The organism is Pedosphaera parvula Ellin514, from assembly GCF_000172555.1.
In the GTDB taxonomy this organism is placed as follows: Bacteria; Verrucomicrobiota; Verrucomicrobiia; order Limisphaerales; family Pedosphaeraceae; genus Pedosphaera.
Window position 1 is genome coordinate 128713 of the sequence record NZ_ABOX02000001.1, and the last position, 24437, is coordinate 153149.

At 51.2% G+C, this 24437-nt stretch carries 15 protein-coding genes, 1 tRNA gene and 1 pseudogene; 13 read left to right on the plus strand and 4 right to left on the minus strand.

All coding sequences use genetic code 11. The features are described 5' to 3' along the window. The first annotated feature begins 38 nt into the window (after positions 1 to 38). The 4 genes from CFLAV_RS00455 (at position 39) to CFLAV_RS00470 (ending at position 10451) form a co-directional block, all read left to right on the plus strand. On the plus strand, positions 39 to 4034 hold the full coding sequence (locus CFLAV_RS00455; protein WP_237712342.1) for a hypothetical protein: 3996 nt from the start codon (positions 39 to 41) through the stop codon (positions 4032 to 4034). A 19-nt stretch (positions 4035 to 4053) separates the two neighbouring features. Further along, positions 4054 to 4869, plus strand: coding sequence for a rhodanese-like domain-containing protein (locus tag CFLAV_RS00460; RefSeq protein WP_160164434.1), 816 nt, complete (start codon positions 4054 to 4056; stop codon positions 4867 to 4869). Positions 4870 to 4873: 4 nt separating this feature from the next. Beyond that, positions 4874 to 6748: a hypothetical protein gene (locus CFLAV_RS00465; protein ID WP_007412600.1), complete on the plus strand. Its 1875-nt coding sequence runs from the start codon at positions 4874 to 4876 to the stop codon at positions 6746 to 6748. Between the two features lie 430 nt (positions 6749 to 7178). After that, positions 7179 to 10451 (plus strand): hypothetical protein, encoded by a 3273-nt coding sequence (locus CFLAV_RS00470; RefSeq protein ID WP_007412601.1) that lies wholly within the window; start codon positions 7179 to 7181, stop codon positions 10449 to 10451. A 92-nt stretch (positions 10452 to 10543) separates the two neighbouring features. Here CFLAV_RS00470 and CFLAV_RS00475 read toward each other — a convergent pair whose 3' ends face one another. Further along, on the minus strand, positions 10544 to 11434 hold the full coding sequence (locus CFLAV_RS00475; protein ID WP_007412602.1) for a LysR family transcriptional regulator: 891 nt from the start codon (positions 11432 to 11434) through the stop codon (positions 10544 to 10546). Positions 11435 to 11648: 214 nt separating this feature from the next. On the opposite strand from CFLAV_RS00475, the gene pdhA reads away from it, so the two are divergent. The 4 genes from pdhA to lpdA are packed head-to-tail and all read left to right on the plus strand — an operon-like array spanning position 11649 to position 16372. Next, the gene (gene pdhA / locus CFLAV_RS00480; protein ID WP_007412603.1) at positions 11649 to 12725 is read left to right on the plus strand and encodes a pyruvate dehydrogenase (acetyl-transferring) E1 component subunit alpha; all 1077 of its coding nucleotides are present in this window, start codon (positions 11649 to 11651) and stop codon (positions 12723 to 12725) included. A gap of 20 nt (positions 12726 to 12745) precedes the next feature. Beyond that, positions 12746 to 13720 (plus strand): alpha-ketoacid dehydrogenase subunit beta, encoded by a 975-nt coding sequence (locus CFLAV_RS00485; protein ID WP_007412604.1) that lies wholly within the window; start codon positions 12746 to 12748, stop codon positions 13718 to 13720. Between the two features lie 31 nt (positions 13721 to 13751). Continuing rightward, positions 13752 to 14987, plus strand: coding sequence for a dihydrolipoamide acetyltransferase family protein (locus tag CFLAV_RS00490; protein ID WP_007412605.1), 1236 nt, complete (start codon positions 13752 to 13754; stop codon positions 14985 to 14987). Positions 14988 to 14992: 5 nt separating this feature from the next. After that, complete coding sequence (gene lpdA, locus CFLAV_RS00495) at positions 14993 to 16372, plus strand: dihydrolipoyl dehydrogenase (RefSeq protein ID WP_007412606.1); 1380 nt, start codon at positions 14993 to 14995, stop codon at positions 16370 to 16372. Positions 16373 to 16438: 66 nt separating this feature from the next. On the opposite strand, the gene CFLAV_RS00500 is transcribed toward lpdA, so the two are convergent. Together CFLAV_RS00500 and CFLAV_RS00505 are read right to left on the minus strand one after the other, a co-directional pair. Further along, entirely contained in the window at positions 16439 to 17665 is a 1227-nt protein-coding gene (locus CFLAV_RS00500; protein ID WP_007412607.1) for a Tm-1-like ATP-binding domain-containing protein, read from the minus strand. Between the two features lie 123 nt (positions 17666 to 17788). Continuing rightward, positions 17789 to 20152 carry a hypothetical protein gene (locus CFLAV_RS00505; protein ID WP_007412608.1) on the minus strand — a complete coding sequence of 788 codons (2364 nt, stop codon included), beginning with the start codon at positions 20150 to 20152 and terminating at the stop codon, positions 17789 to 17791. A 376-nt stretch (positions 20153 to 20528) separates the two neighbouring features. Between CFLAV_RS00505 and CFLAV_RS36275 the strand changes: the two genes are divergently transcribed. From CFLAV_RS36275 to CFLAV_RS00525, 4 genes are all read left to right on the plus strand, one after another. Beyond that, positions 20529 to 20816, plus strand: a complete 288-nt coding sequence (locus CFLAV_RS36275; RefSeq protein WP_007412609.1) for a hypothetical protein — start codon at positions 20529 to 20531, stop codon at positions 20814 to 20816. 162 nt (positions 20817 to 20978) lie between these two features. Beyond that, positions 20979 to 21341 (plus strand): hypothetical protein, encoded by a 363-nt coding sequence (locus tag CFLAV_RS00515; protein ID WP_160164435.1) that lies wholly within the window; start codon positions 20979 to 20981, stop codon positions 21339 to 21341. A gap of 196 nt (positions 21342 to 21537) precedes the next feature. Beyond that, a tRNA-Glu gene (locus CFLAV_RS00520) sits at positions 21538 to 21612 on the plus strand. Positions 21613 to 21682: 70 nt separating this feature from the next. Beyond that, positions 21683 to 22930 carry a tyrosine-type recombinase/integrase gene (locus tag CFLAV_RS00525; protein ID WP_007412611.1) on the plus strand — a complete coding sequence of 416 codons (1248 nt, stop codon included), beginning with the start codon at positions 21683 to 21685 and terminating at the stop codon, positions 22928 to 22930. Between the two features lie 30 nt (positions 22931 to 22960). Here CFLAV_RS00525 and CFLAV_RS37505 read toward each other — a convergent pair. Next, positions 22961 to 23158 (minus strand): annotated as a pseudogene (locus CFLAV_RS37505) (M48 metallopeptidase family protein); the annotation flags it as partial. Positions 23159 to 23537: 379 nt separating this feature from the next. Between CFLAV_RS37505 and CFLAV_RS31510 the strand changes: the two are divergent. Beyond that, entirely contained in the window at positions 23538 to 24176 is a 639-nt protein-coding gene (locus CFLAV_RS31510) for a hypothetical protein (protein ID WP_007412613.1), read from the plus strand. The last annotated feature ends 261 nt before the right edge of the window (positions 24177 to 24437 follow it).

Below are 24437 nucleotides of genomic sequence, written 5' to 3' on the forward strand. Positions count from 1 at the left end.
ATGTTCCAACCTCATTAAAACGATTTACTGCAATTAAGATGATGTCTAAACAATCACAAACCAGAACGATGCCGGCAAAGGCCTGGAGGTTCCTTTTGAGCCTGGGTTTGCTTTGCCTGCCTCTTAACGGTTTCAGCCAGCAACAACAACAAGGACTTTGCGCCCTGATCAAGATCGTGATCAACCAGGAGTTAACGCTGGAACGAGTGGGATTCCAGGCGACGCTGGAGATTACTGATAATGACGGCAATGATCCCATCACGGATTTTTCTGCAAATCTGACTTTCGAGAATCCGCAATTTTCCACTAATGGTGTGGTCAACGATGCCTCGAGTCTGTTTTTCGTTCAGCCTCCAACAGTGGAAAACATTCAGAGTGTGAATGGCACCGGGGTAATCGGGCCGACGCAGAAAGCGCGCATCACCTGGTTTATCATTCCGAAGATCAGTGCCGGTGGAACCGACCCGAACGGCATCCGTTATAATGTAGGAGCGACCTTGAGCGGCAAATTGCGCGGGCTGGAGATTCCGCCCGAAGTGTTGAAAGCCTATCCCGCTCCCATCTACGTGAAACCGGAACCGCAGTTGGAGATTACCTACTTCCAGCCCCGTGACGTGGTGGGCGATGATCCGTTCACACCGCAGGTCGAGAGCCCGATTCCTTTCACACTGGGTGTGTTGGTGAAGAACTCAGGCTATGGCGTGGCGCACAGCCTGGTCATTAATTCGCAACAACCCAAGATTGTTGAGAACAAACAGAATTTGTTGATCATTGCGCAATTGCTGGGATCACGCATCAATGACTCAGCGCTCGCCAATGCAAATCTCGTGGTGAATCTGGGTGACCTTTTGCCCGGTCAGACCAAAAAGGGAGCCTGGGACATGATCACGTCGCTTTCTGGTGAATTTATTGAATTCAAGGCTTCCTATACACATTCCACGGAACTGGGTGGCTTGGATACCTCGATCATCAAATCATTGAATGCCTATTTGATCCTGCACGAAGTATTGAACGATCAACCGGGACGAGATTCGGTCAAGGACTTCCTGGCGGACAGCAGTGGAACTTTGGACCCTTTGGGCAACATGATTCCGGATGCCATTTACGAAAGTGAGGGAAATATTCTGCCGGTAAATACCCTCACCAATGTGGCGATTACCACTGCAGGCAATCCTTTTCAAATTACGCTGACGGCCGATAAGCAAGGGTGGGGATTCATTCGGCTGGCCGATCCCGGCCAGGCGAAGCTGCCGATTGGCAGCGTGGTTCGTTCCGACGGGAAGATACTCAATCCCAATAACGTCTGGACAAACATTCGTTACGACCAGAGCAATAACAAGCTTACGTATCTGAATATTTTGGATTTGGTGGACTTGAACACCTATACTTATACCGTCACCTATGCGAACATCGCAACCGATACGACTCCTCCGGTGACCACGCTTGGTTTCGCAGGTTCATCCACGTTCAGCGGTGGCAAATATTATATCACGCCAGACACACAGATGTATTTCATTTCGGATGACCAAAGTCCGGTCAGCATTTACTACAGCATTACCAACGGTCCCTTCCTGCCAGCCCTGCCTTTCAGCCTGAGCAACCCGGGGGAATACCCGATCGTTTATTATGCCAAGGATACCAGCAACAATCAGGAGACCAATCATACCGCGACGTTGGTGGTTTCCGGAGCTCAATCATTGGACTTTGCCAATGTGAATCTCCCATCGCAGCCGCTATTCGCAGCCGGGGATGCCTCCTCGATCCGGCCTGGGACGGTGCCGATTTCATTCCAAGCCTTGCCTAATCCGACGGCAGTGAATGCTCAATTGGATATTTTCCAGGGCGTCGCAGCGTGGGCGACGGTTGGCGGAGTTCCGTCCTCGCCCACGGCGAATACCACGGCTTCGCTGCTCATTGGTGGGGACAACGTTGACTACTATATTTACAGCCTCAATGGTGGCGCCTGGAGCAGTGAACAAGCAGTCGGGGCACCGCTGAATCTTTCCAGCCTGCCGGCGGGAACGAATACGGTTGCGGTCTTGGGCCGCTCCCAATACGGAAGTTACCTGAACGCCAGCAATGCCGCGAGTGTGAGCTGGGTCATTAGTGCAACTGCTCCCGCAACCTTCATCGCTGGTGCACCGGCTACTCCGACGCGCAACACGTCGGCGGAGTTGTCCGTGGGCGGAGCAGGCGTTACCGCGTATCGTTGGACGATTAACAATGGATATTATCGGGCCGAGACCAACGTTGCGAGTGCCCTTACGTTCACGAATATCAGCGGCACACAACAAGTCGTTTCCGTGATTGGCAAGATTGCAGGCAATTATCAACTGACCAATAATGCGACCACTGTTTCCTGGTTTATCAACCCGCTTTATGGCTATGACCTGTCCACGCTGCCCCTGGTGAAAAGCGTCACGCTGGCGAATATTGGCGGGGGATTAAATACTTATAGCTGGGATGGACGGAATACGAACGGCACGATCATGCCTCCTGGTTGGTACAGCGTTCGCATCGCCCTGGTTGATTTACTCGGGCGGACCAATTTTACAACCCGTCTGGCACAAATCGGCGAACTCTCCGGCAATCGCACCGTGCTGGCGGATGTGGTGCGTGGGCCGAAGAATCCCCATGCACGAGGACGCTGGGCGGTGTGGGAGGATCAAAGCGATGGTTACTGGCAAATCTACGCTCAAGACTTGGGCAGCAGCAACAGCAGCATTTTGAAACTTACCACTGGTTTGCTCAGCCAGGAAAATCCGAAGACTGATGGGCGTTATGTGGTGTGGCAGGCGCGTCAGCCGAATGGCAATTGGGATATTTACGTCAAGGATCTAAACAGTGGCACGCCGGCGCAGGCGGTCACCGCGACCTCGACGCAAGATGAAATCAATCCGAGCATCGATTGGCCATGGGTCGTTTACCAGAGCCGACCCACGAGCAGTTCGACCGCACCCTGGCAGCTCTCCGCGTATAACTTGCTGGCGGCTCAAAAATTTGCCGTCGCTCCTTCGACGCAGGATGAACTTGACCCTGAGATTCAGGCGGGCAGGGTGGTGTGGCAGGATTTCCGTGATGTAGGCCCCGGTGAAATCTATTTCCGCAACCTCGAAGGAAATCAGTTGCGACGGATGACCACCAACTCGTTCGGCCAATATCATCCGGCAATATTCGACAACTGGATTGTCTGGCAGGACAACCGGAACGGTGAAGTTGATATTTATGGCTTTGATTTATTGCGGAATCGAGAAATCCAAATCACCAGCACGGCTGAAAATGAAACACGGCCTTACCTTGATGGTCCATGGCTGGTGTGTGAAGAGGATTCATTGGGAGCGCAGACGGGCAACGCCCGCCTGATTCATCTGCCCAGTTTGCGAGCTGTGCCAGTGACCAGGACGGCTTCGTTAAAGGATCGTCCGGCGCTGGCGGGTGGTCGGGCCATCTGGCAGGAGACCGTGACCAATCAGTCGCGGATCGTGGCCGCCGATTTGCCGACGTTGCAACCGGTGTTCCAAAATCAAAATGCCATTGCCGTGACGGATGCGATGGTGGCCTACGCCCAGAACGCCTACGGGTTGTTGAATGCCTGGAAAGCACAGGGAGTTTTGCAAATTACGCATTACACAGCCCTGGTCCCACAAGTCACGAGTGAGACAGTCGTCCTGACAAATGGGATTGCAACCGGACCTAACTTTTCTCTGGTGCCCGGAACTTTCCTCTGGGTGAAATTTGACAGTCAACGCGTGCTGGATCTCGGCGTGAACAGCAGTCCGACTCTGAACCTGGCAACGGGTATCAATGTCTTCAGTTATACGCGATTCCCGAGCTCTTACAGTGCCTACCAACTGCTGCGCCAACTAGGATTGAACAACGCGCGGTCGGTCCGCATGTTGGATTCGCAATCCGGACGATGGATGGTGGCGGAAGCTAAAAATGGTGGGCTGATCGGCAATGATTTCAGCATTCCAGGAGTGGCTGTCCTTATGGTGGACGTGGTAAATCCGGTGAATCAATTTCAACCGCAGTAAAAGTATGAAGTTTAATAAAATGAATATGCAACCACTGGCCTGGCTGGGCCTGTTTACGATGGTTGCCTGCAATGTCAGTGGCATCACGGTGGCGGAGTTGCAAGCCCGGCTCGCCAAAAGTGACAAGCTGACCATCATCGATGTGCGGTCACCGATCGCATTCACGCAAGGTCATATTCCCAATGCCATCAATGTTCCAGCTTCGCTGTGTGCGGATAAGAAATTGCCGCCATTGGGGCAGGTGATTGTCTGTGGAGAGGGCCTGGGTCACGATTCGGCGGAGAGCGCCACTGTGACTTTGAATACTAAGCCAGGTATCACCGCTGAGAAGCTGGATGGCGGCTATATCGCGTGGGAAGCCACGCAATCAGCGACGACAAGGGACAAAGGTTTGCAGCCGGAAGCGTTGAATTATATCACCTATGCGCAGTTGAAGAACGTGACGAATGAGGACGTCGTGCTAGTGGATTTGCGCAAACAGCCGACGGCAGCGCGAACGGCTTTAGGTGGAACCAACGCCGCTTCAGCAACAGCACTCAGTGACCTGGGCAAGGAATTTCCCGGTCTCCCGGTGACGCAAACACCCTTCAAAGCGACGCAACCGCAGAAATCAGCAAAAGCCCCGGCAACACCGTCGTTGATGGTGCTGATTGATAATGGCGATGGCAGTGCACAAAGCATGGCCCGAACCTTGAAGGCAAATGGCATTCAGCGCTATGTGATTCTCGCGGGTGGTGAGGAAATCATTACCCGTAAAGGTCAATCCGGACTTCAGCGCAGCAGTTCCGGGTTCCTTTTTAAGAAGCCCAACGCCAATCCCGCGACAACCAAATAATTTCATGTTCCCGGAAAAACCAAAATCATCTCAAACGAAGAGTCGGATGTTCAAAGCGCGACTGTTTGCTTTCGCGCTGTTATTCGCCTTTTCGAGTTCCATCCAGGCGGTAAGCATCACGAACGTGACGGCAGTAAATATTACGCCCAGCAGCTTCTCGTTGGTCTGGCTAAGTTCCTCCGCATCCATAATTCCCACCGTTTCCGTTTTTGCCGATAGTGGAGGAGCAACGAACTTAAGCGGGCAGGTGGGAATTGAACTTTTTCCTTTGCACACGGGCGACCCTTCATACACCAATACCTACCAGCGGCGATTGAATCAATCAATGTTGAGGCAGAAAAGTCTAAGCATGGGTGTATTGCACGTGCGGGTTTCAGGCTGTCTGCCCAATACCACTTATTACTACCGGATCCAGGTTACAGACACCAACAGCCAGCAGACGGTGGTTTATCCGAATTCAGGCGCCCTGCCTGCGGTAACCACGGCGCTGGAAAATGGGTTTGTCACGCAATCAAAACAGTTGGTGATTAATCTGCCGGGCTTTGATCCGTCAGGGCTCATCGTAACACTTTCAAATTCAAATTCTCCCAGCATCCTGGCGGCGGTGGCGGGAGATGGGGTGGCGAACAATCAAGTTTACTTCAATGTCAGCGATTTGCTTGCAAGCATTGGTGGCACCAACTTTTCTCCGATGGGAAACCAGGAGTTTGCAGTTAAGTTTCTAAATTCCTCCCAAGGTTCTGCAGCGCAGACTTACAGCCTGTATTTCACCCCGGAATTTGGCGTCGGTCAGGACAATCTGTTTAATTACAATCAATTTTTATCGTTGAAAATTGGGAGCGCTCTTTTGCGGGCTGGAGACACTGTCAGCATTCCCATTGAGCTCAATGCCAGTAGTGTGACCAACTTCAGCTTTACCATGGACCTGGCCACGAATCGTTTTAGCAACATGACCTTGCAACCCCTTTCGCCCTCCCTGGGTTCAGCAACCTTGCAGGTGACCGCCTCAAATCGGATTCAAGTCAATATGTCCGCTGTTTCCGGACAGACCTTTCAAGGCGATCAACAGATTGCTCAATTCAATTTTGTAACTGCCTCAAATCAGCCTTCGGCCTTCATCCAGCTTTCACCACGATCCGTTCAAGCACGCAACGTCGATTCCTCGGTAACCAGCAATATCCTTTTGCAAGATGGTAGAATGGTTGTCATTGGCAATGAGCCATTACTCGAGACTTCATTGGGAGCAAATCGCTCACGCAATCTGACACTTTATGGAAAACCTGGAGCGAGTTACCAAATCCAATATTGCACGAACATTGTGAACCCCCCGGCCTGGACATATTTGATGCGCGTGCCCATGACAAATCTTTCAGAGGTCTTTACAGGCCTGGATGGCAGCAAAACTTCCATGTTCCTGCGCGCTTACGAATTTACTGCTTCCGACCCGATTCTTGATGTAGGACCGACGATTGGTGGCCTGCCATCCATGATTTTGTATGGGACGCCATGGACAGCCTACGAGGTGGATTATGCGGCCAACCTTAATTTTCCCATCAACTGGAATTTGCTTGCGCGAGTCCCACTTACAAATTCGTTTCAGTTCATTACCGGCATAAACTCGACCACTCCCAACTTATTTTATTGGACCCATCCACTGATTGCTGACCCGCCCATCATCGAGGCAAAGCGAGTCAACAACGTCAGATCATTAATGGTCTATGGCCAGGCCGGGACGAATTACGTCCTGCAATACTCGACCAATCTCTCAGGCACAGTGATTTGGAATCCATTGCTTAGCTACACGATGACGAACGGTTTCCAGTCCATCACGAACATAGCCAATACCAATCCGGCGATCTTTTATCGAATCAAGAAGTAGGAGATCTGACGGCGCCTGGCGGAGGTCAAATGACATTTGCCTGGCAGGAAATCTCTGCAACTCCAATGGACAGCGTTGCTTTTGTTCGACTTCGGTGGGTCCTGTGCCTTGCTGAATTACTCGAATCTTTTCCTCCCAATTAGCTAAAAAGCGTTAAGATAGTTCTCGAATTCTTTGGTTGGATTTGGATTGCCATTTTCGAAGGCTGTCCACCCTCTGTCATTTAGATTAGGCAGCGATAAGCTCCATTCCCCCCTTTGGTGACTACACTGTTGTTCACCACACGTGGCGTTTTGATCTTGACGATTCATTGGATGGTGTTTAGAAGAAGCTATTCCACGCTTCACCAAGGAATTCTGTTGGCTGTTCAGCCGTTGAAACGTTCCATCACGCCTTATCCATGCTCCTTGATGGCAGCCCATTTTGAACTATGGAAGATAACAAAGGATTCAATGCAGGAGTCTGGACGTTGCTCTTCACTTTCGTGGCGGCCATATTTACTTACATAGAGTTTGAGCCAAGGTTATCCAGTTCACGGCCTGCAGGAGGAGGGGACGCGGTTTCTTCTCTGATCGGCGATCAGAAATTTTCTTCCAGGTTATGGCAGGATCCACTTGGTGAGTCTCTGAAGGCTTCACCGCAGGATCTCACCGAGTGGAGCATCATGGGAAGCCAAATCCAAAATTTTATCGATCAAAAGTATAACTGCTCGGTGATGGCTGTGATGGTCGAAGGTTTTTCGTATCCCGAGGACGTGGAAGTCCGATTGCGCCTGCGATATGCAGTGCAAACTGCTCTCGCCAGCGAAAATTATAAGCCCAACGATCGAAGCCATCTAGGCCTTGCCTCCGTCGGTTGGCCGGTTGGAGCCAGGCTGTTTGCAACCAATAATTCCACTGCAGATCCGCAGAAGGACACCTCAAAATCAGATGAGGGCGGGAAGCTTCTCATCCCTTTCGAATGGTTCCTTGCTGATGATCTGAATACAAACAAGAGCGCAATTTTGGTACTCTGGTTGAAAGAAGAAGAATTTGCTGATTACCCGCTAACCCGTTTCGCCAGGCTTTTTGAAAAATTGAACCTTCCTGCCACGAACTCCACCCAGATAAAGCTCATCGGCCCCAGATCATCAGATACCCTTGCGAGAATGGTGCTGGATACGAATGTTCAGCCGTTCCGGGTATTATTGACGAATTTTGTAATTTACTCCTCCGAAGCCACCGCCCCGGATGCCTTGATAATGCCTCGCGGCACCATAAATTACTGCACCAATTCAAGCCGTGCCAAAATCGAACAAGCGATTTGCGCAAACCTCGGCAGGAATGGTGCCTTTACCAATCTGATTGTCACTGATGAGGAACTTTCCCGTCAGCTCGTTCAGGAGTTGGTATTCAGGGGCGTTGATACCACTCCCGACTCGGGTGACCACATAGTGCTGATTTCCGAAACAGATACTTCATACGGACGCTCGCTCCCAATTTGCTTTGCTGGAATGGCATCAGATACCAACAGCCCTCCGGTTTGCGCGCTCTCTAAATTTCTTCTGAAAGTCGATAAATGGCCCACAAATTTTCTTCGTTTCGCTTACTTGCGCGGCCTGGATGGCACTCTTGCAAAAACGGAATCCAAACCAGCGGAATCCAAAAATGCCGGATCGGCGCCCGCGAATCCCAGGGCCATCCGAAGTCTGGATGAATACGCCAAATCTGAAGGAGAATCCCAGTTCGACTACGCACGCCGCTTAACCAAGGAGTTGGAACTCAAAAACGAGTTGCTCAAAAAGGGCGGAAAAAAGATCAGAGCCATAGGAGTTCTGGGGAGCGACATATATGATAAATTGATTCTTCTGCAGGCTCTTCGGGCATCTTTTGGAGATGCGGTATTCTTTACCACCGATCTGGATGCTCGTTATCTCGATCCGGAGCAGAATCCGATCACTCGTAATTTGATTGTGGCATCCTCCTATGGTTTGCAGCCGGATTGTAGCCTGAAACCTGCGATACCCCGAGTCACACCCTTTCGAGATTGCTACCAAACCGCCGTATTTACCGCCTGCTTGAACGCACTGGGAGAACCTTCTGCTCGCAAAGGGCCAATCAGAATGTTTGAAGTGGGAAGAACCCGTGCGGTGGAACTGGGCTGTGCGGGCCGGGCGGTACATGACGACCTGTTCCAGAATCTGGATATCAGTCCTCGTAAAATTTGGGGTTTCGCCATGATACTGATCGGTGCGATTGGGACTTTGGCTTTGCTCAGATCAGTATCGAGATTTCTTGCTGACCACTATCACCTTGTTTTCCAGCGACTCCATCTTTTCGTGCGATCTCTTTTGCCCATGAGAGTGGCATCGGCTGTCGCAACCGCACAGATGAACACCACCATCGCCTCGCAAACCCCGAACACCCCGACCACCAACACAACCTCTCTGGAGTTTCGACTGGTAGCAATCGAAAGGAGGATGTCATTCTGGACGTCAGTAATTCTGCTGATGGGCATGGTTTTCATCATGGGGATTATGTGGGTGGCATGGGTTCAACGCGGCCAACCCGATGCCGAACCCATCAAATTCAATGAGGGAGTCAGCATCTGGCCGACCGAAATCCTGCGGTTGGTGGCTGGCGTGCTATCATTTCTCTTCGTAGTTCGGTCGTGGTTCCTTTACAAGCGCCACCGGCTGAAACTTCGGGACAAGTACTTTGCTCATTCTGAGTCACCCGCATCTGTCTCAACAAAGCGCAATTTGGCTGAAAGCTGCAAGTGTCTGTTTGATGCACTGCGTTCCTGGTGCAAAAGTGCATCATTTACGAGTCTAAAAAAGTGGCGCACTGACTGTAGTATTAACTTCTGGCCAAAACCCGATGGAAACGTCGATGCGCAAAAGTTGTATGAAGCATTTTTAATACGCGGAAAACTATCCAACCGACTCTGCCGGATTATTCCTACCTGCATTAGCTACCTGCTCCTGGGCTTCGGCGTTTTTCTCATATTTGGATTTCCGAATGTGCCCTCCCGCGGTCACGTCAGTGCGTTGGTTGACCGGCTTATGCTCGTCTCGTCGATCTTAGGCTATTCCTTTTTGGCATTCTACGTTGTCGACGCAACCCGGCTGACGGAGCGATTCATTACTTGTCTCAGCGAACAAAAAACCACATGGCCGGACAAAATCCTGAAAAGCTATGCTGAGGACCGTCACATGGATCCAGACCATCTTCCGGGTTACCTGGATGTTGAATTTGTTGGTCTCCACACCAAGGCGATTGGAAAGCTGTTTAAATTTCCCTTCATTGTCCTCTCCATAATGTGGATCGCCCGCAACAAGTTTTTCGATAACTGGACCTGGCCTCTTCCCATGTCGATCATTTTTGGGCTGAATGCGATCATCGTTTTTCTTTGCGCATTTCTGATCCGCCGCGCAGCGGCTCAAGTGCGGAAAGCGGCCGTTGCAGATCTTCAGAAGATTGAACTCAAATCCATGGAAGCTTCACACAAACCCCATACGTGGACGGTGGTGGATGAAACGGGGCACAGGCAGACGCTGCAGGCCACCAATTATGCTGAAAAGGTTCGACATTTGATTGAAGAGATTAGCAGCGTCAGCATGGGCTCCTACACCTCCTGGATAAAGGATTCTGCAGTTCAAGCTTTGCTTATCCCCGGCGTCGGGTACGGGTTGATTACTCTTTTTGAAAAGCTGGTTTTTTAACCCTTAACACTTTTCCCCGGCTTTGATCGCACAGATGCCGAGTATGGCTGCACCCGCCAATCGGCTTTTCCAGCCTTGGCACGACTCATCATTTACCCCACCCCCTGCAATGCCGGCTCTTTCAAAAACTCCGCCAATACCGGCGACGTGTTTGACCCGTTCCAAATGATCGAATGTTCATACGGCGCCAATTTGTCCTTCAATGGTCGAAACACCAGTCCGGCCGAAGGCAGGGCACTGACCGCTCCCGGAAAGATGGAAATCCCGACACCCGCCGCGATCAAACTCAGCAGGCTCTGCGCGCGCGATGCTGTCTGCGCCACTCTCGGCGTATAATTCACCTGGCGGAACATCTCCAACAAGGCATCGTCCAGCGCCGGTGAGACTGCCCGTTGAATGAACACAAAACTTTCCCTCCGCACTTCCTCCAACCACACCTTTTCCTGTTGGGCGAGGGGATGCTCGGAATGAAAACAGGCATACCATTTGTCTTTCCGCAGAATTCTCGAACTGATTTCCAGGCCCGGTTTGTCCGGAGGCAGCCCGGGAAAGGCCACGTCCACCTTGCCATCGCTGACCGCTTCAAACTGCTTCGCTGCCACCATCTCCAAAAGCGTTACCTGTACATCGGGAAATCTCCGCCGGAATCGCATCAATAGAGGAGGGATAAAATCGTAAAACAATGCGCTTAGGAACCCAATCTTTAACTCACCGGTCTGACCAGCTTGCGCCCGTTGAGCCGCTAGTTTGGCCTCCTCCAACTGGTATAGCACGTTCCGCACCTTCTCCTGATAAATTCTTCCCGCCTCGGTTTGCACCACGGAACGCCGGTTTCGAATGAATAACTGCACCCCCAGCTCTTGCTCTAACTGGCGGATATGCTTACTTAAAGGAGGTTGGGATAGATGCAGGCGCTTGGCCGCCCGGGAAAAATGTAATTCTTCCGCCACTGCCAGAAAACATTCTATCTGCCGAAATTGCATGTCTTATTCTTAAAGAGAATCACAGACTATTAAAAGATGTATTTCAGTTATAAATCATTTTACTACACACTATGTCATCGGGTGGGCAGGTGGCTGGGGTCATCCAGAACGGGAGCAGGGTAAAATTTGGCCTGAAAATTAGGCCACGTTTTGCTTTGATTTCTTTTTTTGGTAAGGTCAAATAGATGTCTTTAAGGCGTAACTAATTAGTTCAATGGAAACTCTTGCTGAAAAACGAACCTTTGCTGATGCCGAAGTCAACCGCAAGTTGAAACCGGCTCAGAAAATTGATTTGCTGCGGGAAATGCTGCGCATCCGCCGCTTCGAGCAGACTGCTCTCAAGTACTACCAAACCGGCGGCGACATGGGCGGTTTCCTTCACCTATACATCGGCCAGGAATCCGTCGCCGTGGGGACTATTTCTCTCTGTGGTGACAACGACCACGTTATCACTGCGTACCGCAATCACGGCCACGCCCTCGCAGTTGGCATGTCCATGAACGAGTGTATGGCTGAACTTTTCGGCAAGGCCACCGGTTGTTCCAAAGGCAAGGGTGGTTCCATGCATTTCTTCGCTCCAGATAAGAATTACTGGGGCGGTCACGGCATTGTTGGCGGTCAAACCCCGCTCGGCCTGGGCCTGGCTTACGCCGTCAAGTTCAAAGGTCTCAAAGGCTCCTGCCTCTGCTATCTCGGTGATGGTGCCGTGAACCAGGGAGCGTATCATGAATCTTTGAATCTCGCGGCGCTCTGGAGCCTTCCGGTGATCTACATCATCGAAAACAACCAATATTCCATGGGCACCAGCCTGGGACGTTCTTCTTCCTTCAAGGATTGTCTCGCTGCTCGTGCCGAAGGCTACGATATGGAATGGGACCGCATCAACGGCGAGGACATTTACGAAATTCGCGCGAAAACCTGGAAAGCCATCGAACGCGCCCATAACGAATCTCGTCCCACCGTTCTCGAAATCGACACCTACCGTTACTACGGTCATTCCGTTGCCGATGCGAATGCGAAGAAATATCGCGATCCAGCCGAAATCGAGAGATACCAGAAAATGCACGATCCAGTTCGGCTTTTCCAAAAGCGGTTGATTGAAGATGGCATCCTGACCATTGAGGACGCCGAGAAAATTGATGCCGAGGCGAAAGCCGAAGCTTCTGCTGCCGCGCAATTCGCCCAGGAAAGCCCGCTGCCAAACGTGCAGGACATTTTCTCGGATGTTTATTACGAGGTCGATAATCAAACTCTGGCTGGCAAAACCGGCAAGCACTTTTTCAACGATTAATTCAGTTTGCTCCCTCCTGTATGCCGAAGATCACTTATCGCAAGGCTTTGAACGATGCGCTCGCCGAAGAAATCATGCGCGATGAAAACGTGGTGATCATCGGTGAAGAAGTCGCGCAGTATAATGGCGCCTATAAAGTCACTGAAGGTCTCTGGGAACGCTTTGGCGACAAGCGCGTGGTTGATACCCCGATCAGTGAAGCTGGCTTCATCGGCATGGGTGTGGGGGCTTCGATGCTCGGCATTCGTCCCGTCATGGAATTAATGTTCTGGAGTTTTGCCTTCGTGGCTTACGACCAAATCATCAATAACGCCGGTTGCGTTCGTTACATGTCCGGTGGTTTGATTAACTGCCCCATCGTCATTCGTGGCCCGGCCAACGGCGGCACCAACGTCGGTGCGACGCACTCCCACACACCGGAAAATATTCTCGCGAACAATCCTGGCGTGAAAGTGGTTTGCCCGGCGACCGCTTACGATGCCAAGGGCCTGATGAAGGCTGCCATTCGTGACAACGACCCGGTTTTCGTAATGGAGAATACTCTCCTTTACGGTGAAACCTGGGAAGTGCCGGAAGAGGAATACGTGATTCCGCTCGGCGTGGCGGATGTAAAGCGTGAAGGCACGGATATTTCCTTAATCGCTCACGGTCGCGCCGTTCTCACCTGCCTGAAGGCAGCCGAAGTTCTCGAAGCCGAACACGGTATCAAAGCCGAAGTGGTGGATCTTCGCTCGATCCGTCCGTTGGACGAGGAAGCCATCTTGAAATCAGTGCGCAAAACTCATCGCGCCGTGCTGGTCGACGAAAACCGTCCCTTCTGCGCTGTCAGTTCCCAGATTGCGACCTTGATTCAGGAGAAGGCCTTCGATGATCTGGATGCTCCGGTGCTGCGTGTTTGCACGCTCGATGCCCCGGCGATTTACAGTCCGCCGCTCGAGAAGCAACAATTGCCCACGGTTGAACGTGTGGTCGAAAAGGTCCTGAGCCTTTCCTGATTCCCAATCCATTTAGAAAGCGAATTCTTTTATGTCGGCGTACGTTGAAATGCCTAAATTGAGCGACACCATGACCGAGGGTACCGTGGTCAAGTGGCGCAAAGCCGTTGGTGATACCGTGGAAGTTGGCGATATCCTCGCCGAAATCGAAACCGACAAGGCCGTGATGGAAATGGAATCATTCGAGGAAGGCGTCCTCAATGAAATTTATGTGCAGCCCGGTGAAAAAGCGGCCATTGGTCAAAAGCTCGCCATGATTGGCACAGCCGGTGAAAAAGCTCCTGCCAAGGCAAATGGTGCGCCGGTAGCCGAGAAGGCCAAGGTCGAAGCGACCAAAGCCGCTGTTATCGCACCTCAACCTGCTGCCAAACCACAAGCAGTGAGTGGTAGCCGCGTAAAAGCCTCTCCACTGGCCAAGAAAATTGCCACTTCCAAAGGTGTCGATATTTCAAGTCTCCAAGGCTCCGGCCCTGGCGGAAGGGTCGTTGCAAAAGACGTGGAAGGTGCATCTGCCTCCGCCCCTGCGCCCAAATCTGCTGCGCCGGCTCCGATTGCAGTTCCGGCACCAACCTTGGCCGATAAACGCATCCCACTCACCGGCATGCGCAAAGTCATCGCCGAACGCCTGCTGCAAAGCAAAACGCAGATTCCTCATTTCTATCTCCACATCGAGGTAAATGCCGAGGAACTCATGCGCACGCGCGGCCAGATCAACACGCTTGCTGAGAAATCCGGCCAGGCAAAACTGACGGTCAATGATTTCGTTCTCAAGGCCGCCATCATGGCCGCTGTCCGCGTGCCTGCAGTGAATGCTTCATTCGCCGGCGATGCCGTTGTGCAATATGCCAACATCAATATGGCTGTTGCCGTGGCCATTGATGATGGCCTGGTGACTCCTGTAATTCGCGAAGCACAGAAAAAATCACTCCGCGAGATCAACGAAATAGTAAAAGATTTGGCCACCCGCGCCCGCACCAAAAAACTCAAGCCGGATGAATATCAAGGCGGCACGATCACTGTGTCGAACCTCGGCAGCTATGGCATCGAAAACTTTTCTGCGATCATCAATCCTCCGCAGGCCATGATTCTTTCCGTCGGCGCCATCGTTAAAAAGCCAGTGGTGAATGACAAGGACCAGATTGTGGTTGGCCAACGGATGTCGGTTGGTCTCAGTGCGGATCATCGGGTGGTAGATGGCGCCATTGGTGCTCAATACCTCGCCGAGTTGCGCCAGATTCTTGAAAACCCGGTGACCATGCTGCTCTGATTTTTATGGCTTCTTACGATCTTATTGTAGTGGGCGGTGGCCCTGCGGGTTATGTCGGTGCGATTCGGGCCGGGCAACTCGGAAAGAAAGTCGCCTGTGTTGAAAAAGAACGTGCTGGTGGCACTTGCTTGAACTGGGGTTGCATTCCGACCAAATCACTCCTGCGCAACGCTGAGTTGTTTCACCTGATGAAACATCGTGCCGCTGAGTTTGGATTTAGCTTCGACAACCTGAGTTACGACTGGACTAAAATCATCAAGCGCTCGCGCGACGTTGCGGACAAAAACGCTGCCGGTATCGAGTATCTTTTTAAGAAGAACAAAATCGATTATATCAAGGGCGAAGCTTCCCTCGACAAGGCTGGCGTTGTGACGGTCAAAGGGGCGGACGGCAAGACGCAGAAGCTCGAAGCACCCAAGATTCTTCTCTCCACTGGTGTGGTGGCACGGCCCATGCCCGGACTGCCCTTCAACGGCAAGACCGTGATCAGCAGCCGCGAAGCGATGGTGATCGAGAAGCAGCCAAAAAGCATCATCATTATTGGAGCAGGGGCCATTGGTGTTGAGTTCGCCTATTTCTTTAATGCTTTCGGCACCAAGGTTACGATCGTAGAAATGTTGCCGAACATTTTGCCAGTTGAAGACACGGAAGTGTCACAGACTTTGGAAAAAGCTTTCGCGAAACAAGGCATTGAAGTGCTGACTGGCACCAAAGTTGTAAAAACCGAAGCGAGCGATAAAGGTGTCAAGATCACGGTCGAAGGCAAAAAGAACGAAACCTTGGAAGCTGAGGTCTGCCTCGTCGCCATCGGCGTGCAGCCATTGCTCCCTGGTGGTGCGCAGGTCAAGTTAACCGACCGCGGTTACATTCAAATCGACGAGCGTTATCAGACCAGCATTTCCGGTGTATACGGGGCAGGGGACATCATTGGACCTCCCTGGCTCGCACATGTCGCCAGCTACGAAGCCATCCAGGCTGTCGAAGGCATGTTCATGGATCATAAGCCAAAGAAAGTGATCAACTTCCCAGGCTGCACCTATTGCAATCCCCAGGTGGCCAGCGTCGGGCTCACCGAGCGTGCCGCGAAGGAAAAGGGACTCAAGTTCAAGGTTGGGAAATTCCCCTTCATGGCCAGCGGTAAAGCCCGCGCCATCGGTGAGGTGGAAGGTTTTGTGAAGCTGATCATTGGCGAACCGCATGGTGAGATTCTGGGTGCACACATCATTGGCCCTGAAGCCACTGAAATGATCGCTGAACTTGGCCTGGCTATTACTCTTGAGGCCACTCATGAAGAAATTGAAGCCACCATTCACGCTCATCCGACACTGAGTGAGGCGATCCACGAAGCCACCGGCCAGGCTTTCGGCACGGCCATCCACATCTAAGCGGCGTCAACCCGCAGCCAAATCAATCTCCACAGGGCAGGGCGCAAGTCCTGCCCTGAGTGTTTATCAAGGTCTATTTTGCTTCGCAATATTCTTTAAGAGAGTCTTCGCACAAGCCTCGGCAAATTCCGGATCGTTAATCGCGCAATCCAATTCCGTGACCTCGATATCTTTGCGCAGATTCGCTCTCACGGCATCAAGCAACGCCTTGTCTGCAGTCGGGTCATGGAACCGCTGTCCTGGTGCACTGATGACACTGACCGCCTTCGCTGGAAAAAGAAACGTCACCGGCCCTTTTGACATGTTCAGTTTCTCCGCAATGATTTTGCCGAGTTGCATACACTCCTCGGGTGTTGTCCGCATCAACGTTACCTGTGGATTGTGCTGATAGAAATTTCGTCCGTTAAACTTCGCTGGCACCGTCTCTGGCCCGTGAAAATTCACCATGTCCAGACATCCGGGTGTTACGATTGCTGGCACACCATGCCTCGCCGCTGCTTCCAGTCGGGTTGGGCCGGCTGTTAGAAATCCGCCCACCAATTCATCCGCCCATTCCGTTGTCGTAATATCCAATACACCGGCAACGAGGCCGGTTTCGATCAAGGACTCCATCGTCCTGCCGCCCACACCTGTCGCATGAAACACGAGCACTTCATAACCAGCTGCTTCCAAAATCTTCTTCGCTGCCTGCACACAATCCGTCGTGTTGCCAAACATGCTGGCTGCGATGATCGGCTTATCTTCTGACGCCCCTGACGCCTCGGGCACCGACTCCACCATCCCGCAAATCGCACCTGCTGCCCGGGTCAAGATCTGCCGTGAAATCCGGTTTAAGCCCGCCACGTCCACGATGCTCGGTATCATCACAATGTCCTTCACGCCCAAGTATTGGGCCGTGTTCCCGCTGGCCAGGGTCGAAACCATCAACTTCGGAAAACCAATCGGCAAAGCCCGCATCGCTGCTGTTCCGATCGCCGTTCCTCCTCCACCTCCCAAAGAAATCACGCCATCCACCTTCCGCTCTGCCACCAATCGCTCCATGATTGCTGCCGCTCCTTTCGACATGGCGGCAACAGCTTCCCCTCGATCCTTCTTTGCAACCAAAGCTGGCAAATCTATCCCCGCTGCCTGAGCAACTTCAAACCGTGTTACATCAGGCTTAACGAAAGGATCCCCCAGCGTTCCCACATCAACGATGAGCGTCTTATGGCCGCGTTGACGAATCAACTCCGCCACAAAGGCATGCTCCTCGCCTTTGGTGTCCATCGTCCCTAGAATTGCAATCGTCGCCATAAATTTAAGGTGTGCTGAAACATTAATACGCGAGGGAGCAGGGGAAGCAATGCCTGATTAAAAGAAAAGGAGCCGCATAAAACGGCTCCATGACTTCACGAGAGCTAAACTGCCACGGACTGATTACTGCACCAGAACTGCTTTGTAAAATTTCCTGACCTGGCTGGTACTGTTTGTATCCGCAAAATCAAATTGACCGGAAACATTTGTAACTGAGCTCAGACTATCCCAATGGCTCAGATCGGTGCTCTCAAAAATTTGAAAGACAGACTGCGGGTTGCCAACGATCCTAAAATGAAATCCTGAAGAATTGGGGTTTCTGGTTGCTACCAACTGAGGTCTGGTTCCACTCGTGCCAAAGCGGGAAAATGAGCCGTTGGCGAACGAAAGGATGCCACTGCCCAAATTATCCAGCAGCATTGACGTGACTACAGCTCCATAATTGGTCGACCACATAAAGTTCCCATTGGCATCATATTTTGAAAATAATCCATTTGTGGCTGAGAGGTATAGATTGGCAGCAGCGTCCGCTCCGACAATGAATTGCTCCATTCCTCCTATCGGCTGCATCCAAATTATGACTCCGTTGGTGGAAAGTTTTTGAAGTTGTGGTTGTGCCGTTTCCAAAGCCAGGCTCGCCAGGAAGGCTGTGTTCGTGGGGCCGGAAACGGCTACTGCATTGGTGCACGCAGAGCTGCCCCACAGCAAAGGCGGCCCCAGAGTGTAAAAAGGAGTGTTGCCTGCTGCATCATAGAAACCTCCAATCATGCTTCCAGAGTAGCGAATTTCAAGAAAGCTTCCATAATGGCCGTCGAAAGTTGAGACTTTCATCGCCATGCTATCGCCAAAGCTGCTGCTCATAAGTCCCTTGCTCCAGATATTCGAACCACTTGCTGAAAACATTGCAAGCGATGCAAGACCGGAAGTATCATAACCAACAGTAATCGTACCATCCGGATTCAACGCCAGATCTGTCACTCGATTAAAGCTGCTGTTTACCGAAAAAGCAGTCGCCCATTGGAGAGTGCCGTTGCTGGAATACTTCGCGAGGTAACACGAGGGCCATCCTGGTGCATAGTGTCCAAGCGAGCAATTCTGGCAACCTCCAACCAGTGTAATACCTCCAAAATTCTGCGTGCCATCAAAACTGCCACCATAATAAAAATTGCCACCTGAATCCCGCTGCACAACTCCCGGTAAAGGACAATAACTGTTGGTCTGTTGCGGTATGCCAGCAGCATTCAAGACGATGATCTTATTACTTATGGAAGCATAAACGTTGTTCTGATCATCCAATGCAAATGGTTTCGCTCCCAAAGCCGTTGTCCACACCAGCGCAGGAGCTTGATAGGCAGATGATACAGGCGGGGCACCAAAACGTGCCACTGCTCCATTAGAGAATGAGACAATGCCGTTGCCAGCCCCATCCGTCTGCAAGGCCTCGATCGCCGTCCCATAATTGGTGGACCAGAGCAGGCTCCCACTTGCGTCGTATTTGGAAAACAACCCGTTGGTGCCTGCGAGATATAGATTGCCACCGGAGTCTCCACCAAGAATGTATTGTTCAATACTTCCCAGCGATTGCGTCCAGACAAGACTTCCGCCAGTAGACCACTTTTGCAGTTGCGGCAGCAAGGTGTCAGAGGATAATCCGGCAATGTAGGTTGTATTCGTGGGACCAGTTGATGGTTCCGCATTACCGGTCAGAGGACTGCCCCAGACAGGAGGTGGAAATGCAATGGAGGTTGTGAGATTGCCTGCACTGTCGTAAAATCCTCCCCTTATAAATCCGCTGAACCGATATTGTAAAAAAGAGCCACTGGTCCCATCAAAACTGCCCACTTTCATGGACATGTTGTCTCCGAGATTGCTTCCTGGCAATACCTTCGTCCAAAGGTTGGATCCAGTTGGAGAAAACATGCCCAGCGTCCCAACTCCAGAGGCATCATATCCCACAGTGATCGAGCCATCGGTGTTCAGTGCGAGGTCCGTCACCCTGTTGCTATAAGAATTGATGCCAAGGGAGGTGACCCACTGGAGCGTTCCACCACTTGAATACTTTGCGAGATAACAGGAGGGCCAACCCGGTCCATAGTGGCCAAAGGCACAATTCGTGCAACCCCCAGTCAAAGTGATGCCGCCAAAATTTTGTGTCCCGTCGAAGTTCCCACCGAAATACAGATTCCCGGCAGCATCCCGTTTGACAATGCCGGGCAAGGGACAAATGACGTTTGTCGACTGTGCCACACCTGCGGAATTCAATACAATGATTTGATTGCCCGCTGAAGCATACACGTTGTTCAGTCCATCCAACGCAAAAGCCCGTGCTCCTATATTATTTGACCATGACAGCGAAGGTGCTTGAGCCCTGGCGGGAAACGCTGTCGCTAAAAGAAGCCAGACCAATAGGAATGTCTGTGCGACAAAGTGATTGAGTTTACTTGATGGTTTAAGTGAGCAAAAGAACCCCAGACATGTCTTTTTCATAATGATTTCTTCAATCTCCCGTGGAAAAATGTAGTTAATCGAGGGTGCGTCCCACTGTCAAGAGATAAAAAGTGAGTAACCAGCTAAAGCAGGTTGCCAGGTTCTAAAGGAGAGCCAGAGACCGGTGCCACCCCCAATCTGCCACCGGCCCCAGCTGCTTACATTCGTAGATTATTCTAGAGAATGGTTGCCGGTTGGCAATAAAAAAAGTTTACGAGCGTAAACCGCTTCCGAAAACCTGTTTCCTTCGGATCAAATTAGGCTGCTTTGTTATTATCGACAAAATTCATCGACGATTTTAACTTACTAGCGAACAGGGTTGCCGTGATGCTGTGCGCCAAAACTTTTTCAGCTAGCATCGGCTCCTTCCAAATTTATGGACATTACTGACTTTACAGCGGGGCAGCGCCAGGCGCTTCTGGATTTGGTTGTGCTTACGATGTATATGGATGGCAATCTGGCCTCCATTGAGGCCGCACGCATCCAGCAGATACTGACTGCCATGGGGTTGGATTCGCCCTACGACCGTGACAAGGAATTTGATGCCTCAGTGACACGTGTCAGCCGCATTCTGAGAATCTGGAAGCCGCCCGTTCCTGTGCCTCCAAGCTGGCACGGAATTTTACCACGCCAGAGCAGCAGAGGAGAGTTTACGATTTGCTAAATGAGATTACCGAAAGCGATGGCCAGATATCTCCTTCCGAGAGCAAATTTCTTTCCACCATTAAAAATGGTTTTCGACTCTGATGGAAACCATCCTTGCTGGTGGCTCCAATTGGCGGGTTGATGTGGTTAAAAGTGTGTTCTTTTTTTACCATTAATGATCGTGGTCCCGCTTTTCCTTATCCTGGTTTTAGTTGCAGTAATTCTTTCCTCCCTGGCGACCGCGATCCTGCTTGGTTTCGGCATCGTTTCGTGCTCGATTTTAATTGGATGGTTGAGGCGAAATCCGGCGACCGCGTTTCGCGCACTCTTTGTGCAACTTGGAGCATTTTTTGGTATTGCTGGTGGTATGGTCATAGCTTTCCTCCTTCGATCCCTGACGGCGATGGATGGCGGGCTTGGCCTTCAATTATTTGTTGGCGCAGCCGTGGGGTTGCTCTGCGGATTGGCCCTGGCTTTTGCATTCAACCTGATGTGGACCTCCGCCCTTAACTGGGCATTTAAGCGTATAAACCGCATTGGCTGATCAGAATTCCGTCCGAACGCGGGAGGTCAGTTCGGATCCTGCTGACGCTTTGTGAGCAAGGGAGAAACTGGCGGATTTTATTGGAATTTAAGCCAAAACAGCGAGCTTTCATTGACCATTAGCCAAAAGGGCAAAAAATAATTATATTTTTGCGTGACAATGGCTTTGGGCCGATTATATTTCTGCGCCCGTTGACGACCCTATCGTCTAGCGGTTAGGACACTGCCCTTTCACGGCAGCGGCACGGGTTCGATTCCCGTTAGGGTCGCCATTCTTTTATGGCAGTTCTTCGTCTTCTCGGTTTTTCCGAACAAATTCCGAACAAACCACTCAAATAACAGATGAAGAATCCAGATTTCCCAGTCGTAATTAAAAAGGGAAACTCAGTCGTGAAAATTTACCGCCACCGCAACGGCGAGTATGACGAGTTCAAGGTAGGCTATTATAGCCAAGGCAGGCGCAAGCTTGAAACCTTCGGGAGCTACGACAAAGCGACGAAACGGGCGCACCAGATCAATGATAGTGTCAACAATGGAAATTTAGAGTCCTTGACCCTCACTGGGCCGGAGCGGTTGGCTTTTACCAGGGCAGTCAATGCGCTGGAGCCATTCGGGCTGTCCTTGGATAGCGCGGTAATGGAATTTGTCGAGGCATTAAGGGCGCGAGACGGTGTCCCTGTATCGATGCCAGAAGCCGTGAGGTATTATGTCAAGCGCCACCCAAGTAAGCTTCAAGTGAAGACCGTTGCTGAGGCGGTGGATGATTTTATCAAAGCAAAGACCGATGCACGGAGGTCTGAACGGCATGTCCAAGACCTAAGCCACAGGCTCGGCAAATTCAAAGACGCTTTCCATTGCAACCTGACCATGGTTACCGAACCGGAGATTCAGTTGTTCCTGGGTAAAATGGACTTGGCACCTCGATCACGAAACAACTTTCGTGCAACTATCGTTTCGTTCTTCAAGTGGGCAAAGCGGAAGAAGTATTTGCCACTCGACTGGGATGAGGTATCAGGCATCGAAGTCATCGAGGATGGAGAGGGGGAGATCAAGATCTTTACTCCTGAAGAGCTGGTGGCAATCCTGACCCACGCCGATGAAAAGCTCATTCCGTTCCTTGTGATTGGCGCATTTGCTGGCCTGAGAAGCTCTGAGATCTGCCGTCTTGATTGGCAACAAATTGGAGTTGGTGACGGGAAGTATATCGAGGTGAAGGCAAAGGATGCTCGTAAAACCAAGCAGCGCAGACTGGTGCCCATCCCCGAGAATCTCAGGTTGTGGCTCAAACCCTACTCAAAATCCACTGGCAAAATTTGGCCTTACCTACATACCTATCTTTACGAGTTGTTGGAGGTCGCCCTGGTTGATGCAAAGGTGAAGTGGAAGAAAAATGGTTTGCGACATTCGTTCATCAGCTACCGGGTTGCCGAGGCGCAGGACGTGGCAAAGGTGGCACTGGAGGCTGGAAATTCTCCGCAGATGATATTCAGCAATTACCGAGAGTTGGTAACACCAGAGAAGGCCGGTAAATGGTTTGCTATAACGTCTGACTCAGTAAAGGAAGCGGGATCTATGACATTGGCCGAGTAAGAGAGCGACCCAATGCTCAACGGGAAACCATCAAAATTCCCATATCTCATGGCGCACTGGCAGGCGATTCAGCACCACACGGTAGAACTGCCACTTGAGAATGAATCGGTCCATAAGGGCGAGGAACCGGGCGTTGTGTGTTGGTTCCAGCAGGTGAGCCAGTTTGTGGACCACTAGGTATTCCACACATTCTCGTGGTTTCTTGGCAAGATCCGTGTTGAAGCGGATACCGCGTGTTGCATCCCGAGGTGTGGAGAAGATGGCCGAAAAGGTAAAACTCGCTGCCTGGAAAATCACCGCCTGTGTTGAAGTCTATGCCAGCCCAATCGGCCAGGTGAAATGAAAACCTGTCAAACAGGAAATCAAAAATTTTTTGTTTGGCATCGTTTGGGGTTTGTTTTTCTTTCGTCCTCTCAATCACCTGCCATGTCCGCCTTCAAAAAAAGGTGCGCTATGTTGTCGCGGCAACAATAAAATTCAGCCCGGTCTTGAAGATACTAAAAATTCAATGTTCCAAGAATTAGAACCATATGAATCGAAAACAAAGAACGAAAGGCCAGAACTTAGCAGGTGGGAAATCACCTCTTAACTCCTTACACACTCTGAGATGAATATCCAAAGCAAACATTCATTGACTACAGAAGAAACAACCACGCTATCAGAATGCGAAGCTGTGATCGAGGAGGGGATGAAAACCTTCGTCGAAGTTGGTTCGGCAGTTTTGACCATTAGCGACAGAAGGCTATATCGGGCTACGCATTCCACCTTCGAGGATTATATACAAGATAAATGGGACATGACTGCTCGGAGAGCGTATCAGCTTTGCGAAGCGGCTGAAGTGGTCATGAAACTTGAAAATGTGAAACATGCTTCACAAATTGAGAATGCCCGGCAAGCCGAGGCTCTCGCGAAGGCTCCTGAAGAAAAGCGAGATGAGGTGTTGGAAAAAGCTATTCAAACTGCTCCTGAGGGTAAACTCACCTCCAAGCATATTTCGGAAACGATTATTGCGGTCACCTCAAGGACTGAATCCATCAGTGAGCAAACTGAGCATGGCGAGGCACAGGCCGCACTCGGGAGCAAAGAAATTCCACCTTCGTCAACACTCCAAAGCACAATCCGAAAGTTGAATAAAATAATTGACCAAGCCCTTATCACCTTTAACACACCACAAGACCTGAAAAAATTATGGGAGGAAATGGATGCTTTGTCCCGCAAACTCCAGCATCCAGTCGTTGACGTATAAGGTTGAGGATCGCCAGTGAGAGGCAAAGGCAGTATTTGTTCACGGCAAATAGTAACGATTAACTCTGGTAAGGCACCGAGTAATTCATGCCATCGAGGCGATCAGTCGGGTGCGGGTTCCATTGGAAATCGCTAGCGGCGTTTGGTTGCTGGACACTATGCCGAAAGTGCAATGGATGAGCGCATCGGTCAGAAAAGGTGACTGTGGAGTGCGAGGCATTCAGTCTGACAGACGTGGAAAACTTTCGCCCGGAGTCGATAC

What these genes read in the sequence shown, in the direction of transcription:
- CFLAV_RS00490 (WP_007412605.1), top strand. Translation starts at nt 13,752, where the DNA reads ATGTCGGCGTACGTTGAAATGCCTAAATTGAGCGACACCATGACCGAG.
- CFLAV_RS00455 (WP_237712342.1), top strand. Translation starts at nt 39, where the DNA reads ATGATGTCTAAACAATCACAAACCAGAACGATGCCGGCAAAGGCCTGG.
- CFLAV_RS00470 (WP_007412601.1), top strand. Translation starts at nt 7,179, where the DNA reads ATGGAAGATAACAAAGGATTCAATGCAGGAGTCTGGACGTTGCTCTTC.
- CFLAV_RS00475 (WP_007412602.1), bottom strand. Translation starts at nt 11,434, where the DNA reads ATGCAATTTCGGCAGATAGAATGTTTTCTGGCAGTGGCGGAAGAATTA.
- CFLAV_RS00525 (WP_007412611.1), top strand. Translation starts at nt 21,683, where the DNA reads ATGAAGAATCCAGATTTCCCAGTCGTAATTAAAAAGGGAAACTCAGTC.
- CFLAV_RS00500 (WP_007412607.1), bottom strand. Translation starts at nt 17,665, where the DNA reads ATGGCGACGATTGCAATTCTAGGGACGATGGACACCAAAGGCGAGGAG.
- pdhA (WP_007412603.1), top strand. Translation starts at nt 11,649, where the DNA reads ATGGAAACTCTTGCTGAAAAACGAACCTTTGCTGATGCCGAAGTCAAC.
- CFLAV_RS00485 (WP_007412604.1), top strand. Translation starts at nt 12,746, where the DNA reads ATGCCGAAGATCACTTATCGCAAGGCTTTGAACGATGCGCTCGCCGAA.
- CFLAV_RS00465 (WP_007412600.1), top strand. Translation starts at nt 4,874, where the DNA reads ATGTTCCCGGAAAAACCAAAATCATCTCAAACGAAGAGTCGGATGTTC.
- CFLAV_RS00505 (WP_007412608.1), bottom strand. Translation starts at nt 20,152, where the DNA reads ATGAAAAAGACATGTCTGGGGTTCTTTTGCTCACTTAAACCATCAAGT.
- CFLAV_RS36275 (WP_007412609.1), top strand. Translation starts at nt 20,529, where the DNA reads ATGGACATTACTGACTTTACAGCGGGGCAGCGCCAGGCGCTTCTGGAT.
- CFLAV_RS00460 (WP_160164434.1), top strand. Translation starts at nt 4,054, where the DNA reads ATGAATATGCAACCACTGGCCTGGCTGGGCCTGTTTACGATGGTTGCC.
- CFLAV_RS31510 (WP_007412613.1), top strand. Translation starts at nt 23,538, where the DNA reads ATGAATATCCAAAGCAAACATTCATTGACTACAGAAGAAACAACCACG.
- lpdA (WP_007412606.1), top strand. Translation starts at nt 14,993, where the DNA reads ATGGCTTCTTACGATCTTATTGTAGTGGGCGGTGGCCCTGCGGGTTAT.